Source organism: Ancylobacter sonchi (assembly GCF_018390695.1).
In the GTDB taxonomy this organism is placed as follows: domain Bacteria; phylum Pseudomonadota; class Alphaproteobacteria; order Rhizobiales; family Xanthobacteraceae; genus Ancylobacter; species Ancylobacter sonchi.
Genome location: NZ_JAHBGF010000046.1, coordinates 579,778 through 599,401, shown reverse-complemented (window position 1 = coordinate 599,401; position 19,624 = coordinate 579,778). Strand labels below are relative to the sequence as shown.

At 67.4% G+C, this 19,624-nt stretch carries 19 protein-coding genes; 12 read left to right on the top strand and 7 right to left on the bottom strand.

The window, feature by feature from the left end:
• Window positions 1-3: 3 nt before the first annotated feature.
• The 4 genes from KHC28_RS27000 to KHC28_RS26985 form a co-directional block, all read right to left on the bottom strand.
• Entirely contained in the window at window positions 4-1,128 is a 1,125-nt protein-coding gene (locus KHC28_RS27000) for a GDSL-type esterase/lipase family protein (RefSeq protein ID WP_214011453.1), read from the bottom strand.
• Between the two features lie 157 nt (window positions 1,129-1,285).
• Window positions 1,286-1,591 (bottom strand): hypothetical protein, encoded by a 306-nt coding sequence (locus tag KHC28_RS26995; RefSeq protein ID WP_214011452.1) that lies wholly within the window; start codon window positions 1,589-1,591, stop codon window positions 1,286-1,288.
• A gap of 125 nt (window positions 1,592-1,716) precedes the next feature.
• Window positions 1,717-2,115: an acyl-CoA thioesterase gene (locus KHC28_RS26990; RefSeq protein ID WP_214011451.1), complete on the bottom strand. Its 399-nt coding sequence runs from the start codon at window positions 2,113-2,115 to the stop codon at window positions 1,717-1,719.
• A gap of 349 nt (window positions 2,116-2,464) precedes the next feature.
• On the bottom strand, window positions 2,465-2,665 hold the full coding sequence (locus KHC28_RS26985; RefSeq protein ID WP_214011450.1) for a DUF2735 domain-containing protein: 201 nt from the start codon (window positions 2,663-2,665) through the stop codon (window positions 2,465-2,467).
• Between the two features lie 483 nt (window positions 2,666-3,148).
• Between KHC28_RS26985 and KHC28_RS26980 the strand changes: the two genes are divergently transcribed.
• Window positions 3,149-4,183, top strand: a complete 1,035-nt coding sequence (locus KHC28_RS26980; RefSeq protein WP_214011449.1) for a glutamine synthetase beta-grasp domain-containing protein — start codon at window positions 3,149-3,151, stop codon at window positions 4,181-4,183.
• 164 nt (window positions 4,184-4,347) lie between these two features.
• Here KHC28_RS26980 and KHC28_RS26975 read toward each other — a convergent pair whose 3' ends face one another.
• Window positions 4,348-4,980 (bottom strand): nitroreductase family protein, encoded by a 633-nt coding sequence (locus KHC28_RS26975; protein ID WP_214011448.1) that lies wholly within the window; start codon window positions 4,978-4,980, stop codon window positions 4,348-4,350.
• A gap of 272 nt (window positions 4,981-5,252) precedes the next feature.
• On the opposite strand from KHC28_RS26975, the gene KHC28_RS26970 reads away from it, so the two are divergent.
• Window positions 5,253-5,573, top strand: a complete 321-nt coding sequence (locus KHC28_RS26970) for a GNAT family N-acetyltransferase (protein ID WP_214011447.1) — start codon at window positions 5,253-5,255, stop codon at window positions 5,571-5,573.
• 375 nt (window positions 5,574-5,948) lie between these two features.
• Window positions 5,949-8,591, top strand: coding sequence for a DNA translocase FtsK (locus KHC28_RS26965; RefSeq protein WP_214011521.1), 2,643 nt, complete (start codon window positions 5,949-5,951; stop codon window positions 8,589-8,591).
• A 113-nt stretch (window positions 8,592-8,704) separates the two neighbouring features.
• Here the strand turns inward: KHC28_RS26965 and KHC28_RS26960 are convergent, their stop codons facing one another.
• Complete coding sequence (locus tag KHC28_RS26960) at window positions 8,705-8,905, bottom strand: hypothetical protein (protein WP_214011446.1); 201 nt, start codon at window positions 8,903-8,905, stop codon at window positions 8,705-8,707.
• 236 nt (window positions 8,906-9,141) lie between these two features.
• Between KHC28_RS26960 and KHC28_RS26955 the strand changes: the two genes are divergently transcribed.
• The 6 genes from KHC28_RS26955 (at window position 9,142) to KHC28_RS26930 (ending at window position 14,188) form a co-directional block, all read left to right on the top strand.
• Window positions 9,142-10,599, top strand: a complete 1,458-nt coding sequence (locus KHC28_RS26955; protein ID WP_214011445.1) for an NAD-dependent succinate-semialdehyde dehydrogenase — start codon at window positions 9,142-9,144, stop codon at window positions 10,597-10,599.
• Window positions 10,600-10,697: 98 nt separating this feature from the next.
• Window positions 10,698-11,534 (top strand): EamA family transporter, encoded by an 837-nt coding sequence (locus KHC28_RS26950; protein ID WP_214011444.1) that lies wholly within the window; start codon window positions 10,698-10,700, stop codon window positions 11,532-11,534.
• Window positions 11,535-11,598: 64 nt separating this feature from the next.
• Window positions 11,599-12,951, top strand: coding sequence for an ATP-dependent DNA helicase (locus KHC28_RS26945; protein ID WP_214011443.1), 1,353 nt, complete (start codon window positions 11,599-11,601; stop codon window positions 12,949-12,951).
• A gap of 113 nt (window positions 12,952-13,064) precedes the next feature.
• Window positions 13,065-13,211, top strand: coding sequence for a hypothetical protein (locus KHC28_RS26940; RefSeq protein WP_214011442.1), 147 nt, complete (start codon window positions 13,065-13,067; stop codon window positions 13,209-13,211).
• Between the two features lie 106 nt (window positions 13,212-13,317).
• Window positions 13,318-13,767, top strand: a complete 450-nt coding sequence (locus KHC28_RS26935; RefSeq protein ID WP_214011441.1) for an RrF2 family transcriptional regulator — start codon at window positions 13,318-13,320, stop codon at window positions 13,765-13,767.
• A gap of 10 nt (window positions 13,768-13,777) precedes the next feature.
• The gene (locus tag KHC28_RS26930; protein WP_214011440.1) at window positions 13,778-14,188 is read left to right on the top strand and encodes a methylglyoxal synthase; all 411 of its coding nucleotides are present in this window, start codon (window positions 13,778-13,780) and stop codon (window positions 14,186-14,188) included.
• Between the two features lie 40 nt (window positions 14,189-14,228).
• On the opposite strand, the gene KHC28_RS26925 is transcribed toward KHC28_RS26930, so the two are convergent.
• Complete coding sequence (locus KHC28_RS26925) at window positions 14,229-15,434, bottom strand: acyl-CoA dehydrogenase (protein WP_214011439.1); 1,206 nt, start codon at window positions 15,432-15,434, stop codon at window positions 14,229-14,231.
• A gap of 245 nt (window positions 15,435-15,679) precedes the next feature.
• Here KHC28_RS26925 and KHC28_RS26920 point away from each other — a divergent pair, with 245 nt between their 5' ends.
• The 3 genes from KHC28_RS26920 to KHC28_RS26910 all read left to right on the top strand — a co-directional run bounded on the left by KHC28_RS26920 (window position 15,680) and on the right by KHC28_RS26910 (window position 19,623).
• Window positions 15,680-17,278 carry an ABC transporter substrate-binding protein gene (locus KHC28_RS26920; RefSeq protein ID WP_214011438.1) on the top strand — a complete coding sequence of 533 codons (1,599 nt, stop codon included), beginning with the start codon at window positions 15,680-15,682 and terminating at the stop codon, window positions 17,276-17,278.
• 394 nt (window positions 17,279-17,672) lie between these two features.
• Window positions 17,673-18,683: an ABC transporter permease subunit gene (locus KHC28_RS26915; protein ID WP_214011437.1), complete on the top strand. Its 1,011-nt coding sequence runs from the start codon at window positions 17,673-17,675 to the stop codon at window positions 18,681-18,683.
• Window positions 18,676-19,623: an ABC transporter permease subunit gene (locus KHC28_RS26910; protein ID WP_246565200.1), complete on the top strand. Its 948-nt coding sequence runs from the start codon at window positions 18,676-18,678 to the stop codon at window positions 19,621-19,623. The genes KHC28_RS26915 and KHC28_RS26910 overlap by 8 nt, the downstream gene beginning before the upstream one ends.
• Window position 19,624: the final 1 nt, after the last annotated feature.

The window sequence follows — 19,624 nt, the reverse complement described above, 5'->3', positions numbered from 1 at the left end:
GGTTCAGGCGACCGCCACCCGCTCGCCGGCCGCAACGACGTCCGCCTCCTCGGGCGGCAGGTACATCAGGTTGCTGACATAGGGCCCCTGCCCCTCGCCCCAGCCCGGCACCATGTTGTAGCGGTTGACCAGGAACCGCTCGAAGCGCGGCACGTCCTCCCGCTCGATGGCGGTGAGCGCGACGCTCCGCGCTCCCTTGCGCGCCATGCCCGCCCATTTCTTCCATTCGAAGGTGAAGTTCTTGATGCGGAACTTGTCCGGCGTCTGCTTCAGCTCGGCATTGGCGGTGAACAGCAGAACCGGCGCTTCCCCGTCCTCCTCCACCAGCAGCGGCCGGGAATCCGCCGTCGACTGGAACGACAGGCAGATCATCGGCCCCGGCAGGTCGACGACCAGCCTCTCGCCCGGCTTCAGCACGCTCGCCTTCCTTGAGAAGCGCGCATTCGCGAATGTCCGCAGATCGAGGCCCGCCGGCATGTCGGAGAGCCGCCGGAGCCGGGCCCGGTCGAACGCATCCGCATGGCGCGATGCCGGCCATGGGGCCGAGACCGGCAGCGGCTCCTTCATCAGATGATGGGCGAGGTAGCGGCTCAGCAGCGGAATGCCATTCTCGAAATTGTAGTGGGCATCGTCACTGTGATGCGCCTCGATGCGCGCCTGGTCGTTGTCCAGCCTGCTGCGCAGATTGTTGTCGAAATCCAGCAGCCGCACGTCGCGACAGCGCTTGTAGTAATCGACGATGTCGCGGATGCCGTCGCGGATGCGCGCCGTCTGCTCCCGCTTGCGCTCGGCCCGGCGCCCGAGCACGAGATGGAAGACCTGGGCCCTTGGGCAGCTCAGGAGAATATGACGCAGCAGTCCCTCATAGGCGCATTGCCAGGTCTCGAATCCGTCCGGGGTCGCCAGCGAGAAATCGTTGATCGCGAACTCGACGACCACCTTGTCGACCGCCTCGAAGCCGTCGAGTTCCTTGAGGTTCTCCAGCCCGATCAGGCAGTTGTTCGCGCCGACGCTGAGATTGGTCAGCTTGGGAGCAGCGCGGGTCTTGGCCTTAATCCATGTACAGGCCTGGCCGACATATCCCGGCGCCATCACCGAATTGGAGCCGCCGATCACCAGCAACTTCATGAAGATGCCCCGGCCGTCGCGAAGAAACCGGCCGAATGATGCGGACAAAGTTTCCGCTACGCAAGCACCGGCACGTCAACGCATCGACGGGCGGCAGCCATCCGCCGCCCGTCGATGTCGGGCGAAACTCTGGGACGAACTCGGAAGCGGCGTGGACTCAGAAGCCGCCGCGCCGCCGGCTGCGCACGGGAACGCGGACCGGCACGAGGCGCGGCTGCAGCCGGCCGCCCCGGCCGGTCGTCTCCTCGCCGAGCAGCATCACCGCGAAGCCCATCTGCAGGCTGGCGAAGGTGAGGCCTACGGCGACGGTCAGCACGCCGAGCGCGAGCAGGCCGGAGGACGAGCCGAGCGCCAGCCAGCCGAAGCCGGCTACGTCGAAGAAGACCAGCGCCGCGACGAAGGGCACGGCGATCCCGAAACCGATGAGAGCATGGCGGATGAGGAAGCTGACGAGCCGAGGCATGGTACACCGCCCTTCTGAACCGCCGCCGGTCAATTCCCGCAGGCCGGCGGCTCCGATCTTGGTTAAGCAACCATAAACCCGGACGGCGCCGCTGCGAAGCCCTGTCTTTCCGCGCGGTCGGCGGATCAGGCGGGGTCGATCGGGCGTGGCCGGCGATCGGCGTCGATCGCCACGAAGGTGAAGGTCGCCTCAGTCACCTTGATCATCTCCTCGCCCTCGCGCTTCCGCCGCCAGGCCTCGATGCGGATCTTCAGCGAGGTGCGGCCGGTGGTGGTGACGGTGCCGTAGAAGCTCACCTCGTCGCCCACCAGCACCGGGCTGAGGAAGGTCATGGCTTCCACCGCGACGGTGGCGGCCCGCCCCTTGACCCGGCGGGTGGCGACATTGCCGGCCGCGAGGTCCATATGCGCCATCAGCCAGCCGCCGAAGATGTCGCCGGCCGGGTTGGTATCGGCCGGCATGGCGATGGTGCGGATCACCGGGCTGTCGCCCGGCGGTTGCGGCGGCGTGGTGTCTGTGTTCATCCGTCTGGGTCCCGAGGCGACGCATGGAAAGGCGGGAGCACGGAACGGCGAAGTCCGCAGTCTGGAAATAGTAGAATAGTATGAGAGTGCGGCCGGGGCGGTCGCCGGGCTTCGGCCGACGACGCGGGATCGGCATGGCAGTTTCGCCTTCATCGGGCCCGCGGCCCGGAATGGCGGATCGATCTGGTGCAGCGATCGTCAGGCGCGCCGCAGTATTGCCTATAATTTAATCAAATAGCCCGGTTCGAGGGCACAAAACGAAAGAGGGCCGGAACGCTGTGCGCCGGCCCTCTCCGGGGTGTCGACCATACCGAGCACGAACCATCATCGGGCAATGACAACACGCGCGTCACGACCGCTTGTTGGTCGGCTGATCCTGCTTGATCGCCTCTTCGTGATACCAACTCGTATCAAACGCCACCGGAACGGCGCGCAAGGCGGCGACATTCGCGTCGAAGCGCTCGGTTTCGCGACGACCGGCCAGGCCGGCCCGCCCACCCCGGGGAAACTCATAGATCTTGGCGCTGCCGCCAATCGAACTGACATTCATCGTTTCTTCTCCTGTTTACGCCGCGTCTGCCGACACCGACGGTCAACCACATATAGCATGCAATGCGTCGATATCGAGCATTATGAGTAAAAAAATATCAGCCATTGCATAATATTTGACCACACCACGGAATGCCCCGCCCATCGGCATCGCGACGGCGCCAGAGACCCACGCACAACCTCAACGCGCGACGGGGCAGACGGTTCACCGGACGCACGGGAAGCGCGACGACGGTCGCGCAACGCCGGCGGATCCCCGGCAGCACAGGACCTCGGCCGCACCGCAGCATGCCGATCAAGCGTCGGCCGTCGCCCCGGCTCCTCCCGGTCCGGCGGCCGCCCTACGGGCGCCGGGTACCGCCGGGAGACGACACGGACGAACTGGCACGAATAATGCTTCGAATTTGTTGGCCGTTGGCGGCCGGACCCTCAACGGTCACTGGCAGCAACTTGGTTGGCGATGCCAGCTCATGAGAGACCCGATATGACGAAGTACAAGCTCGAATACATCTGGCTGGACGGCTACACGCCGGTCCCCAACCTGCGCGGCAAGACGCAGATCAAGGAATTCGATCACTTCCCGTCGCTTGAAGAGCTCCCGCTGTGGGGTTTCGACGGCTCTTCGACCCAGCAGGCCGAGGGCCGCAGCTCCGACTGCGTGCTGAAGCCGGTCGCGGTCTATCCCGACCCGGCCCGCAAGAACGGCGTCCTGGTGATGTGCGAAGTGATGATGCCGGACGGCGTCACCCCGCACTCGACCAATGCCCGCGCCACCATTCTTGACGACGAAGGCGCCTGGTTCGGCTTCGAGCAGGAATACTTCTTCTACAAGGACGGTCGCCCGCTCGGCTTCCCCGAGCACGGCTATCCCGCGCCGCAGGGCCCGTACTACACCGGCGTCGGCTACAAGAACGTCGGCGACGTCGCCCGCCAGATCGTGGAAGAGCATCTCGAGCTCTGCCTCGAGGCCGGCATCAACCACGAAGGCATCAACGCGGAAGTCGCGAAGGGCCAGTGGGAATTCCAGATCTTCGGCAAGGGCTCCAAGAAGGCCGCCGACGAAGTGTGGATCGCCCGCTACCTGCTCCAGCGCCTGACCGAGAAGTACGGCGTGGACATCGAGTTCCACTGCAAGCCGCTCGGCGACACCGACTGGAACGGCTCGGGCATGCACTGCAACTTCTCGACCAAGTATCTGCGCGAAGTGGGCGGCAAAGCCTATTTCGAGGCGCTGATGGCGGCCTTCGAGAAGAACCTCGAAGACCACATCGCCGTCTACGGCCCGGACAACCATCTGCGCCTGACCGGCAAGCACGAAACCGCTCCGTGGAACAAGTTCTCCTACGGCGTGGCGGATCGTGGCGCTTCGATCCGCGTGCCCCACTCGTTCATCAAGAACGACTACAAGGGCTATCTTGAGGATCGCCGCCCGAACTCCCAGGGCGACCCCTACGCCATCGCCTCCCAGGTGCTGAAGACCGTCGCGGAAGTCTCGACCTCCGCCTCCGCGGCGGCGTGATCTTCCGGCGCAGCGGGCCTCGTCCGCTGCGCCGCGATCTTTCGAAAGCCCGGTGCGCCCGAACGGCGCGCCGGGCTTTTGCTTTCAGCGGCCTTTGCTTTCCGGAGGCCCCGGCTACCGTGTCTCGTATCGGAAGCGGCGCCCGTACCGCGGGCGACCGGCCCTCAGGCGCCTGAAGCGGGCGCCCAGGCGCTGGTCAGCGCCGCCACGTCGGGCCGGGGACGTTCGGGCGGCACGCTGGCGGCGGTGCCGAGATGGACGATGCCGGCGATCTTCTCGCCGTCCCGCGTGCCGATCAGCGCGGCGGCATCGGGGTTGGTCGCCGCCCAGCCGGTCACCCACATGGCGCCGAATCCCGAGGCCTGCGCCGCATGCAGCAGGTTCATGCACACCGCGCCAGCCGAGAGCTCCTGCTCGAAGACCGGTATGGCGCAATTGCGGTCGGGACGGCTGATCACCGCCACCGCCATCGGGGCGGACAGGAACAGCCGCTCCATGATGCCGGCGAACTTCTCGCGCTTCGCCGCATCCATCTGCGGGTTCGCGGCGCGATAGAGCGGGGCGAGGCCGCGACCGAGCTCCGCCCGCGCCTCCCCGGCGATGATCACGAAGCGCCAGGGCTCGCGCAGGCCGTGATCGGGCACCCGCAGCGCAAGGGCGAGCATGTCGCGCAACTGCTCGTCCGAGGGCGCCGGCGCGACCAGCGCCGCCGGCGGCACCGAGCGTCGGCGCGCCATGGCGGCGAGCAACTGCGGCTCGGGCGGCACGAGCAGGGCTTGCAACGTGATGTCGGACATGGCGATCCTCCAGACTGGCACCGCGGGAACCCCGGCCGTCCGCGGAGGTTGACGACGGACCCGGCATAGCCCAGCCGCCCGGCCTTGGTCAAAACCGGGCCTGGTCAAACGACCGTCCGCCCGCCCCGCGCCGGCGCCCCGTCGCTTGTACAAAGATTTCATTTCGCCGAGGGGGCGACGGCGGAGCGGTTTTGGTCGACAATATCCCATGTCGCGCTTAACCCAACGCGGACAAATCCCGAAAACGGGGCACAACCTCCAAGGAGCATGAGATGAGCATGAACGGCGAAATCCCGGTCCGCGACAACCGCGCCAAGGATCGGTTCGAGATCGAGATCGACGGGCATCTCGCCATCGCCCAATATATTCTGGCGCCGGACCACATCATCTTCACCCACACCGAGGTGCCGCCGGAGCTCGGCGGGCGCGGCATCGCCACCCGGCTGGTGGAGGCCGGCCTCGCCAGCGCCCGCGAACGGCACCTGTCGGTGATCCCGCGCTGCTCGGTGTTCGGCCGCTACATGATCAAGCACCCGGAGACCCACGGCCTGATGGCGCCGGAAATCCGCGCCACGCTCGGCCTGCCGGCCTGATCGGCCACCGCATCGGCGTGGCGCCGGCGCATCACCCGCTGGGGAAAGCGCCGGCGCCAAACGCTTCATTAACGCTGATCTTCTATGCCTGAAGCCAGTTGAATAGCGGACCGCCATCGGCAGTCCGTCACGGTTCCAGCGGCACAGGTTTGGCGGCTCATGCGTTTCCCGGATCGTCCTTCCGATCGGAATGGTTCCCCATCCACTCACGCGAGCGATGATGCCGCGCGCGCCGCGCGCCTGGTCTCGCGCGCCAATCACAAGCTGAACGCGCCGCCGCCGCCCCAGGTGAAAAACCCGGCAGGCGGCCCCGGCTCCACCCTGCCGGCGCCCTCGCTTTATGCCGGCGCGCCGCTCGCCGAGCCGGCCAGCCGCATGGCGTCCAGGCCGGCTACCGCGGGCTACCCCAACACCAGCGCGCGCCGCGATCCCGCGCCGCTGCGCGAGCCCGCCTATGCCGGCAATCCCGTGCCCGCGGTTGCTCCCGGCTCGCGCGTGGTGATCCCAAGCTGGCTGCAGCCCTTCAGCATGCCGCCCAATACTCGCTTCACCCGCACGCCGGACTATCTGCTGCGCCAGCCGCCGGCGCCGGAACCCGCTCCGGTGGCGGCCGCTCCGGTTGAGGCTCCTGCCGTCGAAGGCACGGCAGCGCCGGCCGTGGCGCGCCCGCCCGCGCTGCTGGTGCCGCCGCGCCGGCCGCCCGCCGCGCCGGTTCTCCAGCCCGCCACGCCCAACAGCCAGATGCCGGCCGCCGCCGCGCCGGAACCCGCGCAGGTCGCCACGACGGCGCCCGAACCTGTCGCCGCGCCGAGCGCGCCGACGCCGGTAGTCACCGCCAGCTTCGAGCCGCACGCCGGCGAGGGCCTGCCCAATTCCATCCAGCGCATCGCCGGGCTGATCCAGCTCGGCTGGGCGGAGCCGCCGGTGGTGCCGGCGCATCAGGACATGGCGATCGATGCGCCGACCCCGGCGATCGTCGAAGTCGAGCAGGATCTCCCGGCCGAACCGGCTTCGGCCGCGATCCAGACGGCTGAGGCGGAGGACGACGCGCTCGAAGCGCTCGCCGAGGCTGACGACGAACTGGCATATGACGAACTGGACGAGGACGAGTTCGACGACATCGACGAAGACGACAGCATCGACGAGGAGATCGTCGACGAAGCGGCTGTCGCCGCGTCCCCGGAAGCGGTGATCGTCGAGAGCACGCCGATCCAGGAAATGCTGGCCGCCGTCGCGCCGGCGCCGGAAGCGGCGACGCGCGACCTCGCCGCCGCCTTCGACGCTCCCTATGCCCTGGGCGGCGCCGCCGTGACGTTTTCCTGGCCGGCCTTCGCCATCGCCGCCGCGGTCCCCACGCCACACCCGGAAGCCCCGGCGCCGCGGGCTCAGGCTCCGCAGGCCCCCGCGCCGGTCGCCGTCCAGCCGGCAGCGGCCGCGGAACGGCCCGCAAAGCCGGCCCCGCTCCCGGTCCCCGTGCCGGCGGCGTATGGCTACGACCTGCCGCCGCTCGAGCTGCTCACCGTCCCGCCGGAAGTGGAGCCGGACTACGAGCTGTCGGAAGAGTTCCTCGAGCGCAACTCGGTGAAGCTCCAGCAGGTGCTGCATGATTTCGGCGTGCGCGGCGAGATCATCGACGCCAATCCCGGCCCGGTGGTGACGCTGTATGAGCTGGAGCCGGCGCCCGGCATCAAGTCTAGCCGCGTCATCGGCCTGTCCGCCGACATCTCCCGCTCGATGAGCGCCATTTCCGCCCGCGTCGCGGTGGTGGAAGGGCGCAACGTCATCGGCATCGAGCTGCCGAACCAGCGCCGCGAGACGGTGTGGCTGCGCGAGATGCTGTCCAGCCATGAGTTCGAGGCGGCCAAGGCCAAGCTCGGCATCGCGCTGGGCAAGACCATCGGCGGCGAGCCGGTCATCGTCGATCTCGCCCGCATGCCGCATCTGCTGGTCGCCGGCACCACCGGCTCGGGCAAGTCGGTCGCCATCAACACCATGATCCTCAGCCTGCTCTACCGGCACCGCCCGGACCAGTGCCGGTTGATCATGATCGACCCGAAGATGCTGGAGCTCTCGGTCTATGAGGGCATCCCGCACCTGCTCACCCCTGTCGTCACCGACCCGAAGAAGGCGATCGTCGCCCTCAAATGGGCGGTGCGCGAGATGGAGGAGCGCTACAAGAAGATGAGCCGCCTCGGCGTGCGCAACATCGACGGCTTCAACGCCCGTGTCGTGGAAGCAGCGGCCAAGGGCGAGATCATCACCCGCACCGTGCAGAAGGGCTTCGACCGCGAGACCGGCGAGATGATGGAAGAGGAAGAGATCATGGATCTCTCGCCCCTCCCCTACATCGTCATCGTCGTCGACGAGATGGCCGACCTGATGATGGTCGCCGGCAAGGACATCGAAGGCGCCATCCAGCGCCTCGCCCAGATGGCCCGCGCCGCCGGCATCCACCTGATCATGGCGACGCAGCGTCCCTCGGTCGACGTCATCACCGGCACCATCAAGGCCAACTTCCCGACCCGCATCTCCTTCCAGGTGACCTCGAAGATCGACAGTCGCACCATCCTCGGCGAGATGGGCGCCGAGCAGCTGCTCGGCCAGGGCGACATGCTCTACATGGCCGGCGGCGGGCGCATCTCGCGCGTGCACGGCCCGTTCGTCTCCGACCAGGAGGTCGAGCGCGTCGTCGAGCACCTGAAGGCGCAGGGCCGGCCGGACTATCTCGACGAGGTCACGGCGGAAGACGACGAAGAGGCTCCGCCGGCGGCGAGCGGGGACGTGGCGGTATTCGACGCCACCGCCATGGGCTCCGAGCCGGGCGAGCTCTACGATCAGGCGGTGGCGGTGGTCATGCGCGACCGCAAGGCCTCGACCAGCTACATCCAGCGCCGCCTGCAGATCGGCTACAACCGTGCCGCCTCGATCATGGAGCGCATGGAAAACGAGGGTCTGGTCGGCCCGGCCAACCATGCCGGCAAGCGCGAGATCATCGCGGGCGGCCACTCGGGTCACTGATCCGGCGCTTCATCGCCCGCACCCGCAACATGAGAAAGGGCTCCGGCTGATCTGGCCGGAGCCCTTTTCGATTCCGGGCCGGCGTGGGGGCCGGGCGTGGGGCCGGGCGGAGCCTATCCGCCGAACAACGCCGCCTCGCTCCAGACCGTCAGCACCAGCCCCATCAGCAGGGCGGCACCGGCAAGCATCAGCGCCGCGCCCCAGCTGCGCTGCCACCAGCGGCGGCGATCTCCAGCCCGGCGGCTTCCTGCCTGGCGAACTGCCGGTGCCCGATCGGCCGGCGGGTCATCGTGACCGGTGCGGTTGCTGTTCATGAGCCCCCATCGGAGAGTGAAAATGGAAGACCGGGCCACGCCCACTGCCGGCCAACGCCCATCGCCGCTCCCGGTTCCCGCATGAATGAACAACCGTGCCGCGCAGATCCCGGATCCAATCGCGCATTCGGCCCTTCCAACCGGGCGGTCGGGCGATTAGGTGTGGGATACCGCGACGCCCCGTAGCCCCGCCCGGGCATTTTTCACGTCGGCGCCTGTTCTTGCACGAGGTTCCCATGTCCACGGTTTCCTATCCCGACGTCCTGCTTTTCATCGATGGCGTATGGCGCGAAGGCTCGCGTCACGGCGGCGCGCCCGCCAGCCAGCCGATCGTCGATCCGGCGACGGAAGAGGTTATCGGCACCCTCGCCCATGCCTCGACCGCCGATCTCGACGACGCCCTCGCGGCGGCGGAGAAGGGCTTCGCGACCTGGAAGCGCGTGCCGGCGCATGAGCGCTACAAGATCATGCGCAAGGCCGCCGAGATCCTGCGCGAGCGCGCCGAGACCATCTCGCGCATCATGACCATGGAGCAGGGCAAGCCGCTCGCCGAGGCCCGCGTCGAGACGCTGGCCGCCGCCGACATCATCGACTGGTTCGCCGAGGAAGGCCGCCGGCAGTATGGCCGCGTGATCGCGCCCCGCGCCGAGAACATCCACCAGGTGGTGGTGCGCGAGCCGGTCGGCGTCGTCGCCGCCTTCACGCCGTGGAACTTCCCGATCAACCAGGCGGTCCGCAAGGCCTCCGCCGCGCTCGCCGCCGGCTGCTCGATCATCCTCAAGGGGCCGGAAGACACCCCCGCTTCCTGTGCCGAGCTGTTCAAGGCCTATCAGGATGCCGGCGTGCCGGCCGGCGTGATCAATCTGGTATTCGGCGTGCCAGCCGAGATCTCCAACTATCTCATCCCGCATCCGGTGGTGAAGAAGATCACCTTCACCGGCTCCACCGTGGTCGGCAAGCAGCTGGCGGCGCTCGCCGGCGCGCATATGAAGCGCGTCACCATGGAGCTCGGCGGCCATGCCCCGGCGGTGGTGTTCGAGGATGCCGACCTCGACCATGCGGTGAAGCTGCTGTCCGGCGCCAAGTTCCGCAATGCCGGCCAGGTCTGCGTCTCGCCCACCCGCTTCCTGGTGCACGAGAACCTCTACGACAAGTTCGTCGACGGCTTCACCGAAGCGGTGAAGGGCATGAAGGTCGGCAACGGCCTCGATGAGGGCGTGCGCATGGGCCCGCTGGTCAATTCCCGCCGTATCGACGCCATGGAGGCGCTCACCGCCGACGCGGTGCAGAAGGGCGCCACGCTGCGCACCGGCGGCTCGCGCATCGGCAACAAGGGCTATTTCTTCGAGCCGACCGTGCTGACCGATCTCTCCCCGGATGCGCGCATCCTCAACGAGGAGCCGTTCGGCCCGCTGGTGCCGATCCAGCCCTTCACCTCGACCGAGGCGGTGATCGCCGAGGCCAACCGCCTGCCCTACGGCCTTGCGGCCTATGCCTACACCACCTCTTCCGCCACCGCCGAGGAGTTCTCGCGTCGGGTGGAGAGCGGCATGATCTCGATCAACCATCACGGCCTCGCCCTTCCCGAGGTGCCGTTCGGCGGCATCAAGGATTCCGGCTACGGCTCGGAAGGCGGCACAGAGGCCATGGAAGCCTATGTGAACACCAAGTTCGTCACCCGCTTCGCGGTGTGACGGTACTGTCATAAAAGCTCGGCGGCGGGCACGGAATCGTCTATCACCGTGCCCGCCGGTCCATCGGGGTCGGCCTTCCCCCGCAGGCCGCTCGCCGAATGGAACCCAGCGTCTTCCTGGCGGTCATCGCCGCCGCCGCGATGCATGCGGGCTGGAACGCCCTTTTAAAGATCCGACTGGATCCGTTCATCGCCGTCGCGCTGATCACCGGTGCCTGCTCGGTCATCGCCCTGCCGATCGCCGTGTGGATGGGGCCGCCGCCGGCCCATATCTGGCCGTGGATCGCCGGCTCCATAGCCGTGCATCTCGTCTACTACCTGACGCTGACCGGCGCTTATCGGCGGGCCGATATGGGCTTCGTCTACCCGGTGGCGCGTGGTGGCTCGCCGCTGATCACCACGCTGTTCTCGCTGGTGCTGCTCGGCGAGCCGATCGACGGGCAAGGGGTCATAGGCGTCGCCATCCTCGCCGCCGGCGTGCTGGCCATCGCCTGGCCGCGCAAGGGCCATCTCGACATCCGCGCCCTCCTCCTCGCGAGCGCCTGCGCGCTCTCCATCGCCGTCTACTCGATCATCGACGGCATGGGCGCCCGCACCACCGGCAGCCCGCACCTCTACTCCGCCTGGCTGTTCCTCTTGGAAGGTCCCTGCGTGCTCACCGTCGCGCTGCTGCGCCACCGGCCGGCAGCGCTGCGGCCGATGCTCGGCTTCCTTGGCCCGGGGGCGCTGGGCGGGGCGATGTCGCTCTCGGCCTATTGGATCACCATCTGGGCGATGACCAGGGCGCCCATCGGCCTCGTCTCGGCAGTGCGGGAATCCAGCGTGCTGTTCGCCGCGGTCATCGCGGTATTCCTGCTGAAGGAGACGCCGCGTCCCAGCCGTCTCGCCGGCGCGGCGCTCATCGTCGCCGGGCTCGCCCTGATCAAGCTGCACTGATTTCGGCGATCCGGTCCCGGCCTCCGGATTTGGGCAGCGGCGCCAGCTGTGCTCAATTGGACCGATGAACACGACAGCTACCGACAGCACAGCGATTCGACCGGCCGACCCGTCGGCAGACCGGGAGGTCGACTTCGCCCGGCCGCTCGCCACGCTACGCGAGCAGGCGCCGGTGACCATGGTGCTGGGCGGCGCCGGCACCGGCAAGACCACCTTCCTGCACATGCTGCGCAAGCATGGCGGCGCGCGGCAGGTCTTCCTCGCCCCCACCGGCGTGGCGGCGCTGCAGCTCGGCGGCCAGACCATCCATTCCTTCTTCGGCCTGCCGCCGCGCCTCGTCGATCCCGATCAGGTCCGGCCCCGCTCGCCCAAGCGCACGCTGATGAAGAAGCTCGAACGCCTCGTCATCGACGAGGTGTCGATGGTGCGCGCCGACGTGCTGGACGCCGTCGACCGGTGCCTGCGCATCGCCCGCGGCCGGCCCGAGCCGTTCGGCGGCGTGCAGGTGGTGCTGGTGGGCGACTTCCTGCAGCTGCCCCCGGTGGTACCGATGGCCGAGCGCGAGATTCTCGGCCATCTCGGCTATGAGGGCCCGTTCGCCTTCGACGCCCGGGTGCTGCGCGAGACCCATGTCGCCCGCCTGCCCTTCACCCGGGTCTGGCGCCAGTCGGACGAGTACTTCGTCGGGCATCTCGCCGCGCTGCGCTCCGGCCGCTTCGTCGCCGATGCAGTGGCGGCGATCAACGACGCCTGCTTCCGCCCGCATCGCGAGGGGCGCATCCCGGTGGTGCTCGCCCCCACCAATGCCCGCGTCGACGCCTATAACCGTCGCGGCCTGGAAGGCCTCGCCGATGACGGCCGCATCTATGAGGGCGCGAGCCTGGGCGAATTCGACCTCGCCAATGACCGCCTGCCGGTGCAGGAATCGCTGCTGCTCAAGGTCGGCGCCCGCGTCATGACCGTGCGCAACGACCCCGAGCGGCAATGGGTCAACGGCTCGGTCGGCACCGTCATCGGCCTCGCGCCGGACCGCGCCTTCGTGCGGCTCGACGCCGGCGGCGTGGCCGAGATCGAGCGGGTGAGCTGGGAGCGCATCCGCTACGACTGGGACGAGGCGACCGGCAAGGTCGAGGCCAAGGTGGTCGGCACCTATACCCAGCTGCCACTGGTGCCCGCCTGGGCAATCACCGTGCACAAGGCGCAGGGACTGACGCTGGAGGACGTGCGCATCGATTTCGATTCCGGCGCCTTCGCGGCAGGGCAGGCCTATGTCGCCCTCTCCCGCGCCCGCTCGCTGGAAGGCCTGTCGCTGGTCCGCCCCCTGCGCGGCAGCGACATACGCATCGACCGCCGCGTCGCCGCCTTTGCCGCCGCCTTCGAGGCGGAAGCCGAGGCTTTCCCGCCTCACTCATCATAAGCACGCAATTATAATGTAATTAATTCCGCCAATGCGGAAATTTTCGTGATTCAGCCGATTTCCCACTTTACATAGTCCATTGTGTCCATAGACTATGAGGGCAAGAGGAAATCATGAGCCGCATTGTCCGCTATCGCCACACCCTGATGTTCGCACTCGCCTACGGCGCCATCGCCGCGGCGGTGCTGTTCGCGCATCCCGGTGCCAGCGAGGCGGAGGCTCCGGCGACGGCGATTACCGCTTCCGCTGGGTCCCGCTGAACGCCCTGCCCCCTTGCGCCCTCTTTAAAAAGCCGCTTGATCTATCATCTATGAAGAAATGCCGGAGCCGAGGATTCGCTCCGGCCTGTCGGGATTCATAGCGGCGATGTTGACCAACAAGGGCAAGTACGGGCTCAAGGCGATGCTGTTCCTCGCCGGCTTGCCCCAGGGACAGAGCGCCATGGGCGCGGAAATCGCCGCCGCCAACAACATCCCGAAGAAATTTCTCGACGCCATCCTGCTCGAATTGCGCAATGCCGGCATGCTGCGCTCCAAGAAGGGGCCGGGCGGCGGCTATGCGCTGTCGCGGACACCGAAGGAGATTCGCGTCGGGCACATCATCCGCACGCTGGACGGGCCGCTGGCACCGATCAACTGCGCCTCGAAGAGCGCCTTCGTGCCCTGCCAGGACTGCGAGGATCTGGCGATCTGCGCCGTTCAGGTCACCATGAGCAAGGTGCGCGACGCGATGAGCGACATCCTCGATCGCATGACACTGGAAGAGATGGTGGCGTTCGCCCGCAACCCCGACGCCGACCTCATGTACCACATATGAGCCTTTGCCCGTGAGCTTACCGCCCGCCTCCGGCCCGGCCGCCGGTCTTCTCGGCCTTGTCGCCCATGACAGCAAGAAGCACGACATGGTCGCCTGGGCGACCGAACATCGCCGCGTGCTCGCGCATTTCGACATCGTCGCCACCGGCACCACCGGCGGACGCATCCTCGAAGCCTGCCCGGAACTCCGTCTCACCCGGCTGAAGAGCGGCCCGCTCGGCGGCGACCAGCAGATCGGCGCGCTGATCGCCGAAGGCCGGGTGCGGGCGCTGGTCTTCCTCGTCGACCCGCTCAGCGCCCAGCCGCACGATGTCGACGTGAAGGCACTGATGCGCGTCGCCCTCGTCTACGACATCCCGCTGGCGCTCAACATCTCCACGGCGGAAATGCTGATCGCCGCGCTGGAGAGCGAGGCGGGCTGACCGCCCGCCCTTCGTCCGCCTTCCCAGAAGAGCATCTGGCTTAGAAGAACGCCTGGATCCCGGTGATCGCCCGGCCGAGGATCAGCGCGTGGATGTCGTGCGTGCCCTCATAGGTGTTCACCGTCTCCAGGTTCACCATGTGGCGCATCACCGGATATTCCGACGAGATGCCGTTGCCGCCATGCATGTCGCGGGCGACGCGGGCGATGTCGAGCGCCTTGCCGCAATTGTTGCGCTTCAGCACCGAGATCGCCTCCGGCGACAGGCGCCCCTCGTCGAACAGCCGGCCGGCGCGCAGGGCGAGCTGGAGCCCGAGCGCGATCTCGGTCGCCATGTCGGCGAGCTTCTTCTGGATCAGTTGGTTGGCCGCCAGCGGCCGGCCGAACTGCACACGGTCGAGCGTGTAGGAGCGCGCCGCCGCATAGCAGGCTTCCGCCGCCCCCATGGTGCCCCAGCCGATGCCGTAGCGGGCGCGGTTGAGGCAGCCGAACGGCCCCTTCAGCCCGGCAACGTTCGGCAGCAGCGCCTCTTCCGGCACCTCGACATCGTCCATGACGATTTCGCCGGTGATGGAAGCGCGCAGGGAGAGCTTGCCCTCGATCTTCGGCAGCGACAGCCCCTTGGTGCCGCGCTCCAGCACGAAGCCGCGAATGGCGTTGTCATGCGCAGCCGACTTCGCCCACACCACCGCGATATCGGCGATGGGGGCGTTGGTGATCCACATCTTGGCGCCCTTGAGGCGGTAGCCGCCGTCGATCTTCTCGGCGCGGGTGCGCATGCCCGCTGGATCCGAGCCGGCGTCCGGCTCGGTCAGGCCGAAGCAGCCGACCATCTCGCCGGTGGCGAGCTTGGGCAGATACTTCTTCCGCTGCTCCTCGCTGCCATAGGCATGGATCGGGTGCATCACCAGCGAGGACTGCACGCTCATCGCCGAGCGATAGCCGGAATCGACGCGCTCGACCTCCCGCGCGACCAGCCCATAGGCGACATAGCCGAGGCCGGCACCGCCATATTCCTCCGGGATGGTAGGGCCGAGCAGGCCGAGCGCACCCATCTCGCTCATGATCTCGCGGTCGAAGCGCTCCTCGCGATAAGCGGAAGCTACCCGCGGCATCAGATTTTCCTGGGCATAATCGCGCGCCGTGTTTCGCACCATGCGCTCTTCCTCGGTGAGCTGACCGTCGAGGTCGAACGGATCCTCCCAATCGAAGATGGCCTTCGAGGCAGCATGCGACGCGGCGTTCATTTGTCTCGTCTCCCTGATGCGCGCGCGCCTCTTCGCGGCGGCGCCGCCTTCGTCTTACACCGGCGCGGGGGCGGCGCCCATAGCGCCGCCTAAATGTCTATACATACGACTTTGGTAGGGGAGCTGAGCCTTATTGCACAAGTGATCAAGGCGTGTTTGATTTCGCGCTATGGGTGCGACGAATTGGCAATAATCAGCCTGCGCGCAACGGGCTACCGCCGCACATCCTAAAAGGGGAACTCATTATGCCGGTATTCAATGCCAAACTGGCCGCCACCGCGGCCGTACTCGTGGCGCTGTCCGCGCCCGCCTATGCCGCCAAGACGCTCGTCTATTGCTCGGAAGGCAGCCCCGAGAACTTCACGCCGGCGCTCAACACCACCGGCACCAGCTTCGATGCCGCCCGTCCGGTCTACAACCAGCTCGTCGAGTTCGAGCGCGGCACCACCAAGGTGGTGCCCGGCCTCGCCGAGAGCTGGACGGTGTCGGACGACGGCAAGGAGATCGTCTTCAAGCTGCGTAAGGGGGTGAAGTTCCACTCCGGCGTCAACGGCTTCACGCCGACCCGCGACTTCAACGCCGACGACGTGCTGTTCTCCTTCGAGCGCCAGTGGAAGCCGGAGAACCCCTATCACAAGGTCACCGGCGGCGCGTATGACTACTTCAACGACATGAGCATGCCCGATCTGCTCAAGTCGATCGACAAGGTGGACGACTACACGGTGAAGTTCACGCTCACCGAGCCGAACTCGCCGATGCTGGCCAACCTCGCCATGGACTTCGGCACCATCATGTCGAAGGAATATGCCGACTTCCTGCTCAAGAAGGGCACCCCCGAGCAGTTCGACCAGATCCCGGTCGGCACCGGCCCGTTCTCCTTCGTGAACTACCAGAAGGACGCGGTGATCCGCTACAAGGCCAACCCGGCCTATTTCGAGGGCAAGCCGGCGCTGGACAACCTCGTCTTCGCCATCACCCCGGACCCGACCGCCCGCTACGCCAAGGTGAAGAAGGGCGAGTGCCACGTGATGATCGCGCCGAACCCGGCCGACATCGCGGCGATGAAGACCGATCCGGCGCTGAACCTGCTGTCGCAGCCGGGCCTCAACATCGCCTATCTGTCCTTCAACACCCAGAAGCCGCCCTTCGACAAGAAGGAGGTCCGCCAAGCCTTCAACATGGCGATTGACAAGGCGGCGATCATTAAGGACGTCTATCAGGGCGCCGGCCAGGCGGCGATCAACCCGATCCCGCCGACCATCTGGTCCTACAACACCGCGGTGAAGGACTATCCCTTCGACCCGGCCAAGGCCAAGCAGATGCTCGACGCCGCCGGCGTGAAGACGCCGCTCGACATCGACCTGTGGTGGATGCCGGTGCAGCGCCCCTACAACCCGAACGCCAAGCGCATCGCCGAGATGATGCAGTCGGACCTCTCCAAGCTCGGCATCAATGCCAAGCTGGTCTCCTATGAGTGGGGCGAGTACCGCAAGCGTCTGCAGCAGGGCGAGCACATGACCGGCCAGCTCGGCTGGACCGGCGACAATGGCGATCCGGACAACTTCTTCTTCCTGCTGGGCTGCGCCGCGGCCCGTCCGGGCGGCCAGAACCTTGCGAAGTGGTGCAACAAGGACTTCGACGCCCTGATCAACAAGGCGAAGACCATTCCGGACGTCGCCGAGCGCACCAAGCTCTATGAGCAGGCGCAGGTCATCGTCAAGGAAGAGGCGCCCTGGTTCACCATCGCCCACTCGGTGGTCTACGAGCCGACCCGCAAGGAAGTCGTCGACTACAAGGTCAGCCCGTTCGGCCGCCACGAGTTCTATGGCGTCGACCTGAAGTGACGTGATGCCGGTGCCGGCGGAGGGAGCGCTCCGCCGGCATCGTGCCTTTTCGAAACGCTGCGACCCTGCCGATGCGCTAGAGCAGCTTCCGCGGAAGTCGTCCGACTTCCGCACCCGTCGGCCTTCGAGCCTGACGGGTCTGTACCGCCCCCCGCCGGTGACGCGTCGCGCCCCGTGGGACAAGGCGATGAAACCCGCCCGTCCGGACCCGCTGGTTCGTTCGGCGACAGCTCGATGCCGCCACGCAGACCGCATGCGTAGAGCCTTGTCGCACGCGTAGAGCCTTGGTGCCTCGTCCGTGATGTGACGACCTCCGATCCGCCGCCCGCCGCGCCCATCGCTCCCCGACGAGCGAGACGCGCGGGCACAAGCGCATCGCAAGCCCGGGATATCGATGTTCCGATTTTTCATTCGCCGCGTCGCCCTGACGCTGCCGACCTTCGTGGCGCTGATGTTCGTCACCTTCGTGGCGGTGCGCCTCGTACCAGGCGACCCCATCGAGGCCCGTACCGGCGAGCGCGGCATCGCCCCGGAGCGCCTCGCCATGCTGCGCCATGAGCTCGGCCTCGACCGACCCGTATGGCAGCAGTTCCTCGACTATGCCAACGGCATCGTCCATGGCGATTTCGGCGTCTCCATCGTCACCAAGACGCCGGTGCTGCACGAATTCGCCACGCTGTTCCCAGCGACGCTGGAGCTGACGCTCTGCGGCCTGATCTTCGCCGTCGTGCTCGGCATACCCGCCGGCGTCATCGCGGCGGTGAAGCGCGGCAGTTTCTTCGACCATTCGGTGATGACCGTGGCGCTCACCGGCTATTCGATGCCGATCTTCTGGTGGGGCCTGCTGCTCATCATGTTCATGTCGGAATATCTGGGCCTCACCCCGGTCTCCGGCCGCATGGACCTGATCAATTACTATTTCGAGCCGGTCACCGGCTTCATGCTGATCGACAGCCTGCTGTCGGACCAGGAAGGCGCTTTCGGCTCGGCGGTGGCGCATCTCATCCTGCCCTCCATCGTGCTCGGCACCATCCCGCTGGCCGTCATCGCCCGCATGACGCGCTCGTCGATGCTGGAAGTGCTGGGCGAGGACTATGTACGCACGGCCCGCGCCAAGGGCCTGTCGCCGCTACGGGTGGTCGGCCTGCACGCGCTGCGCAACGCGCTGATCCCGGTGGTCACGGTGATCGGATTGCAGACCGGCACGCTGCTGGCCGGCGCGGTGCTTACCGAGACCATCTTCGCCTGGCCCGGCGTCGGCAAATGGCTGATCGAGTCAATCGCCCGCCGCGACTATCCGGCGTTGCAGGGCGGCATCATGCTGATCTCGGGCATCGTCATCCTCGTCAATCTCATCGTCGACCTCACCTATGTCGCGATCAACCCGAGGATCCGTCATGGTTGATCCCACAGCCACCGAGAGCGGAACGCTGCTGCCCGCGAGCGGCGGCGACGGCCATCTCCTCGTCGAGACCGTGCCGCCCGCCCCCTCCTCGCTGCGTGCGTTCTGGTCGGCCTTCAGCGAGAATCGCGGCGCGGTGCTCGGCCTGATGGTGGTCGCCTTCATCGCCTTCCTCGCGCTGTTCGCGCCGTTCGTCGCACCGCACTCGCCCATCGAGCAGTTCCGCCAGTTCGTGCAGCAGCCCCCGGTCTGGGCCGGCGGCACGTGGCAGTTCCCCTTCGGCACCGACGCGGTCGGCCGCGACATCCTCTCGCGGCTGATCTACGGCGCGCGCATCTCGCTCGGCATCGGCATGTCGGTGATGATCGTCTCGGTGGCGCTGGGCATCGTGCTCGGCCTCGCCAGCGCTTTCCTGCGCGGCGCCGTCGAGGTGGTGGTGATGCGAGTGATGGACCTCGTGGTCGCCATCCCCTCGCTGGTGCTCGCCATCCTGGTGGTGGCGGTGCTCGGCCCGAGCCTCGTCAACACCATCGTCGCGGTCACCGTCGTCTACCTGCCGCGCTATGTGCGGCTGGTGCGGGCCGCCGCCATCGCCGAGCTGTCGAAGGAATATGTCGTGGCCGCCCGCGTCGCCGGCGTCGGCAAGCTGCGGCTGATGTTCGTCACCGTGCTGCCGAACTGCCTGGCCCCGCTGATCGTGCAGGCGGCGCTCGGCATCTCCGACGCCATACTGGAGGCCGCCGCGCTAGGCTTCCTCGGCCTCGGCGCCCAGCCTCCGATCCCGGAATGGGGCGCGATGCTGGCCGATTCACGCGAATTCATCCGCGCCGCGCCGTGGATCGTGACGCTGCCCGGCCTCGCCATCCTGGTGACGGTGGTCGCCATCAACCTGATGGGCGACGGCCTGCGCGACGCGCTCGACCCGAAGCTGCGGAGGAGCTGAT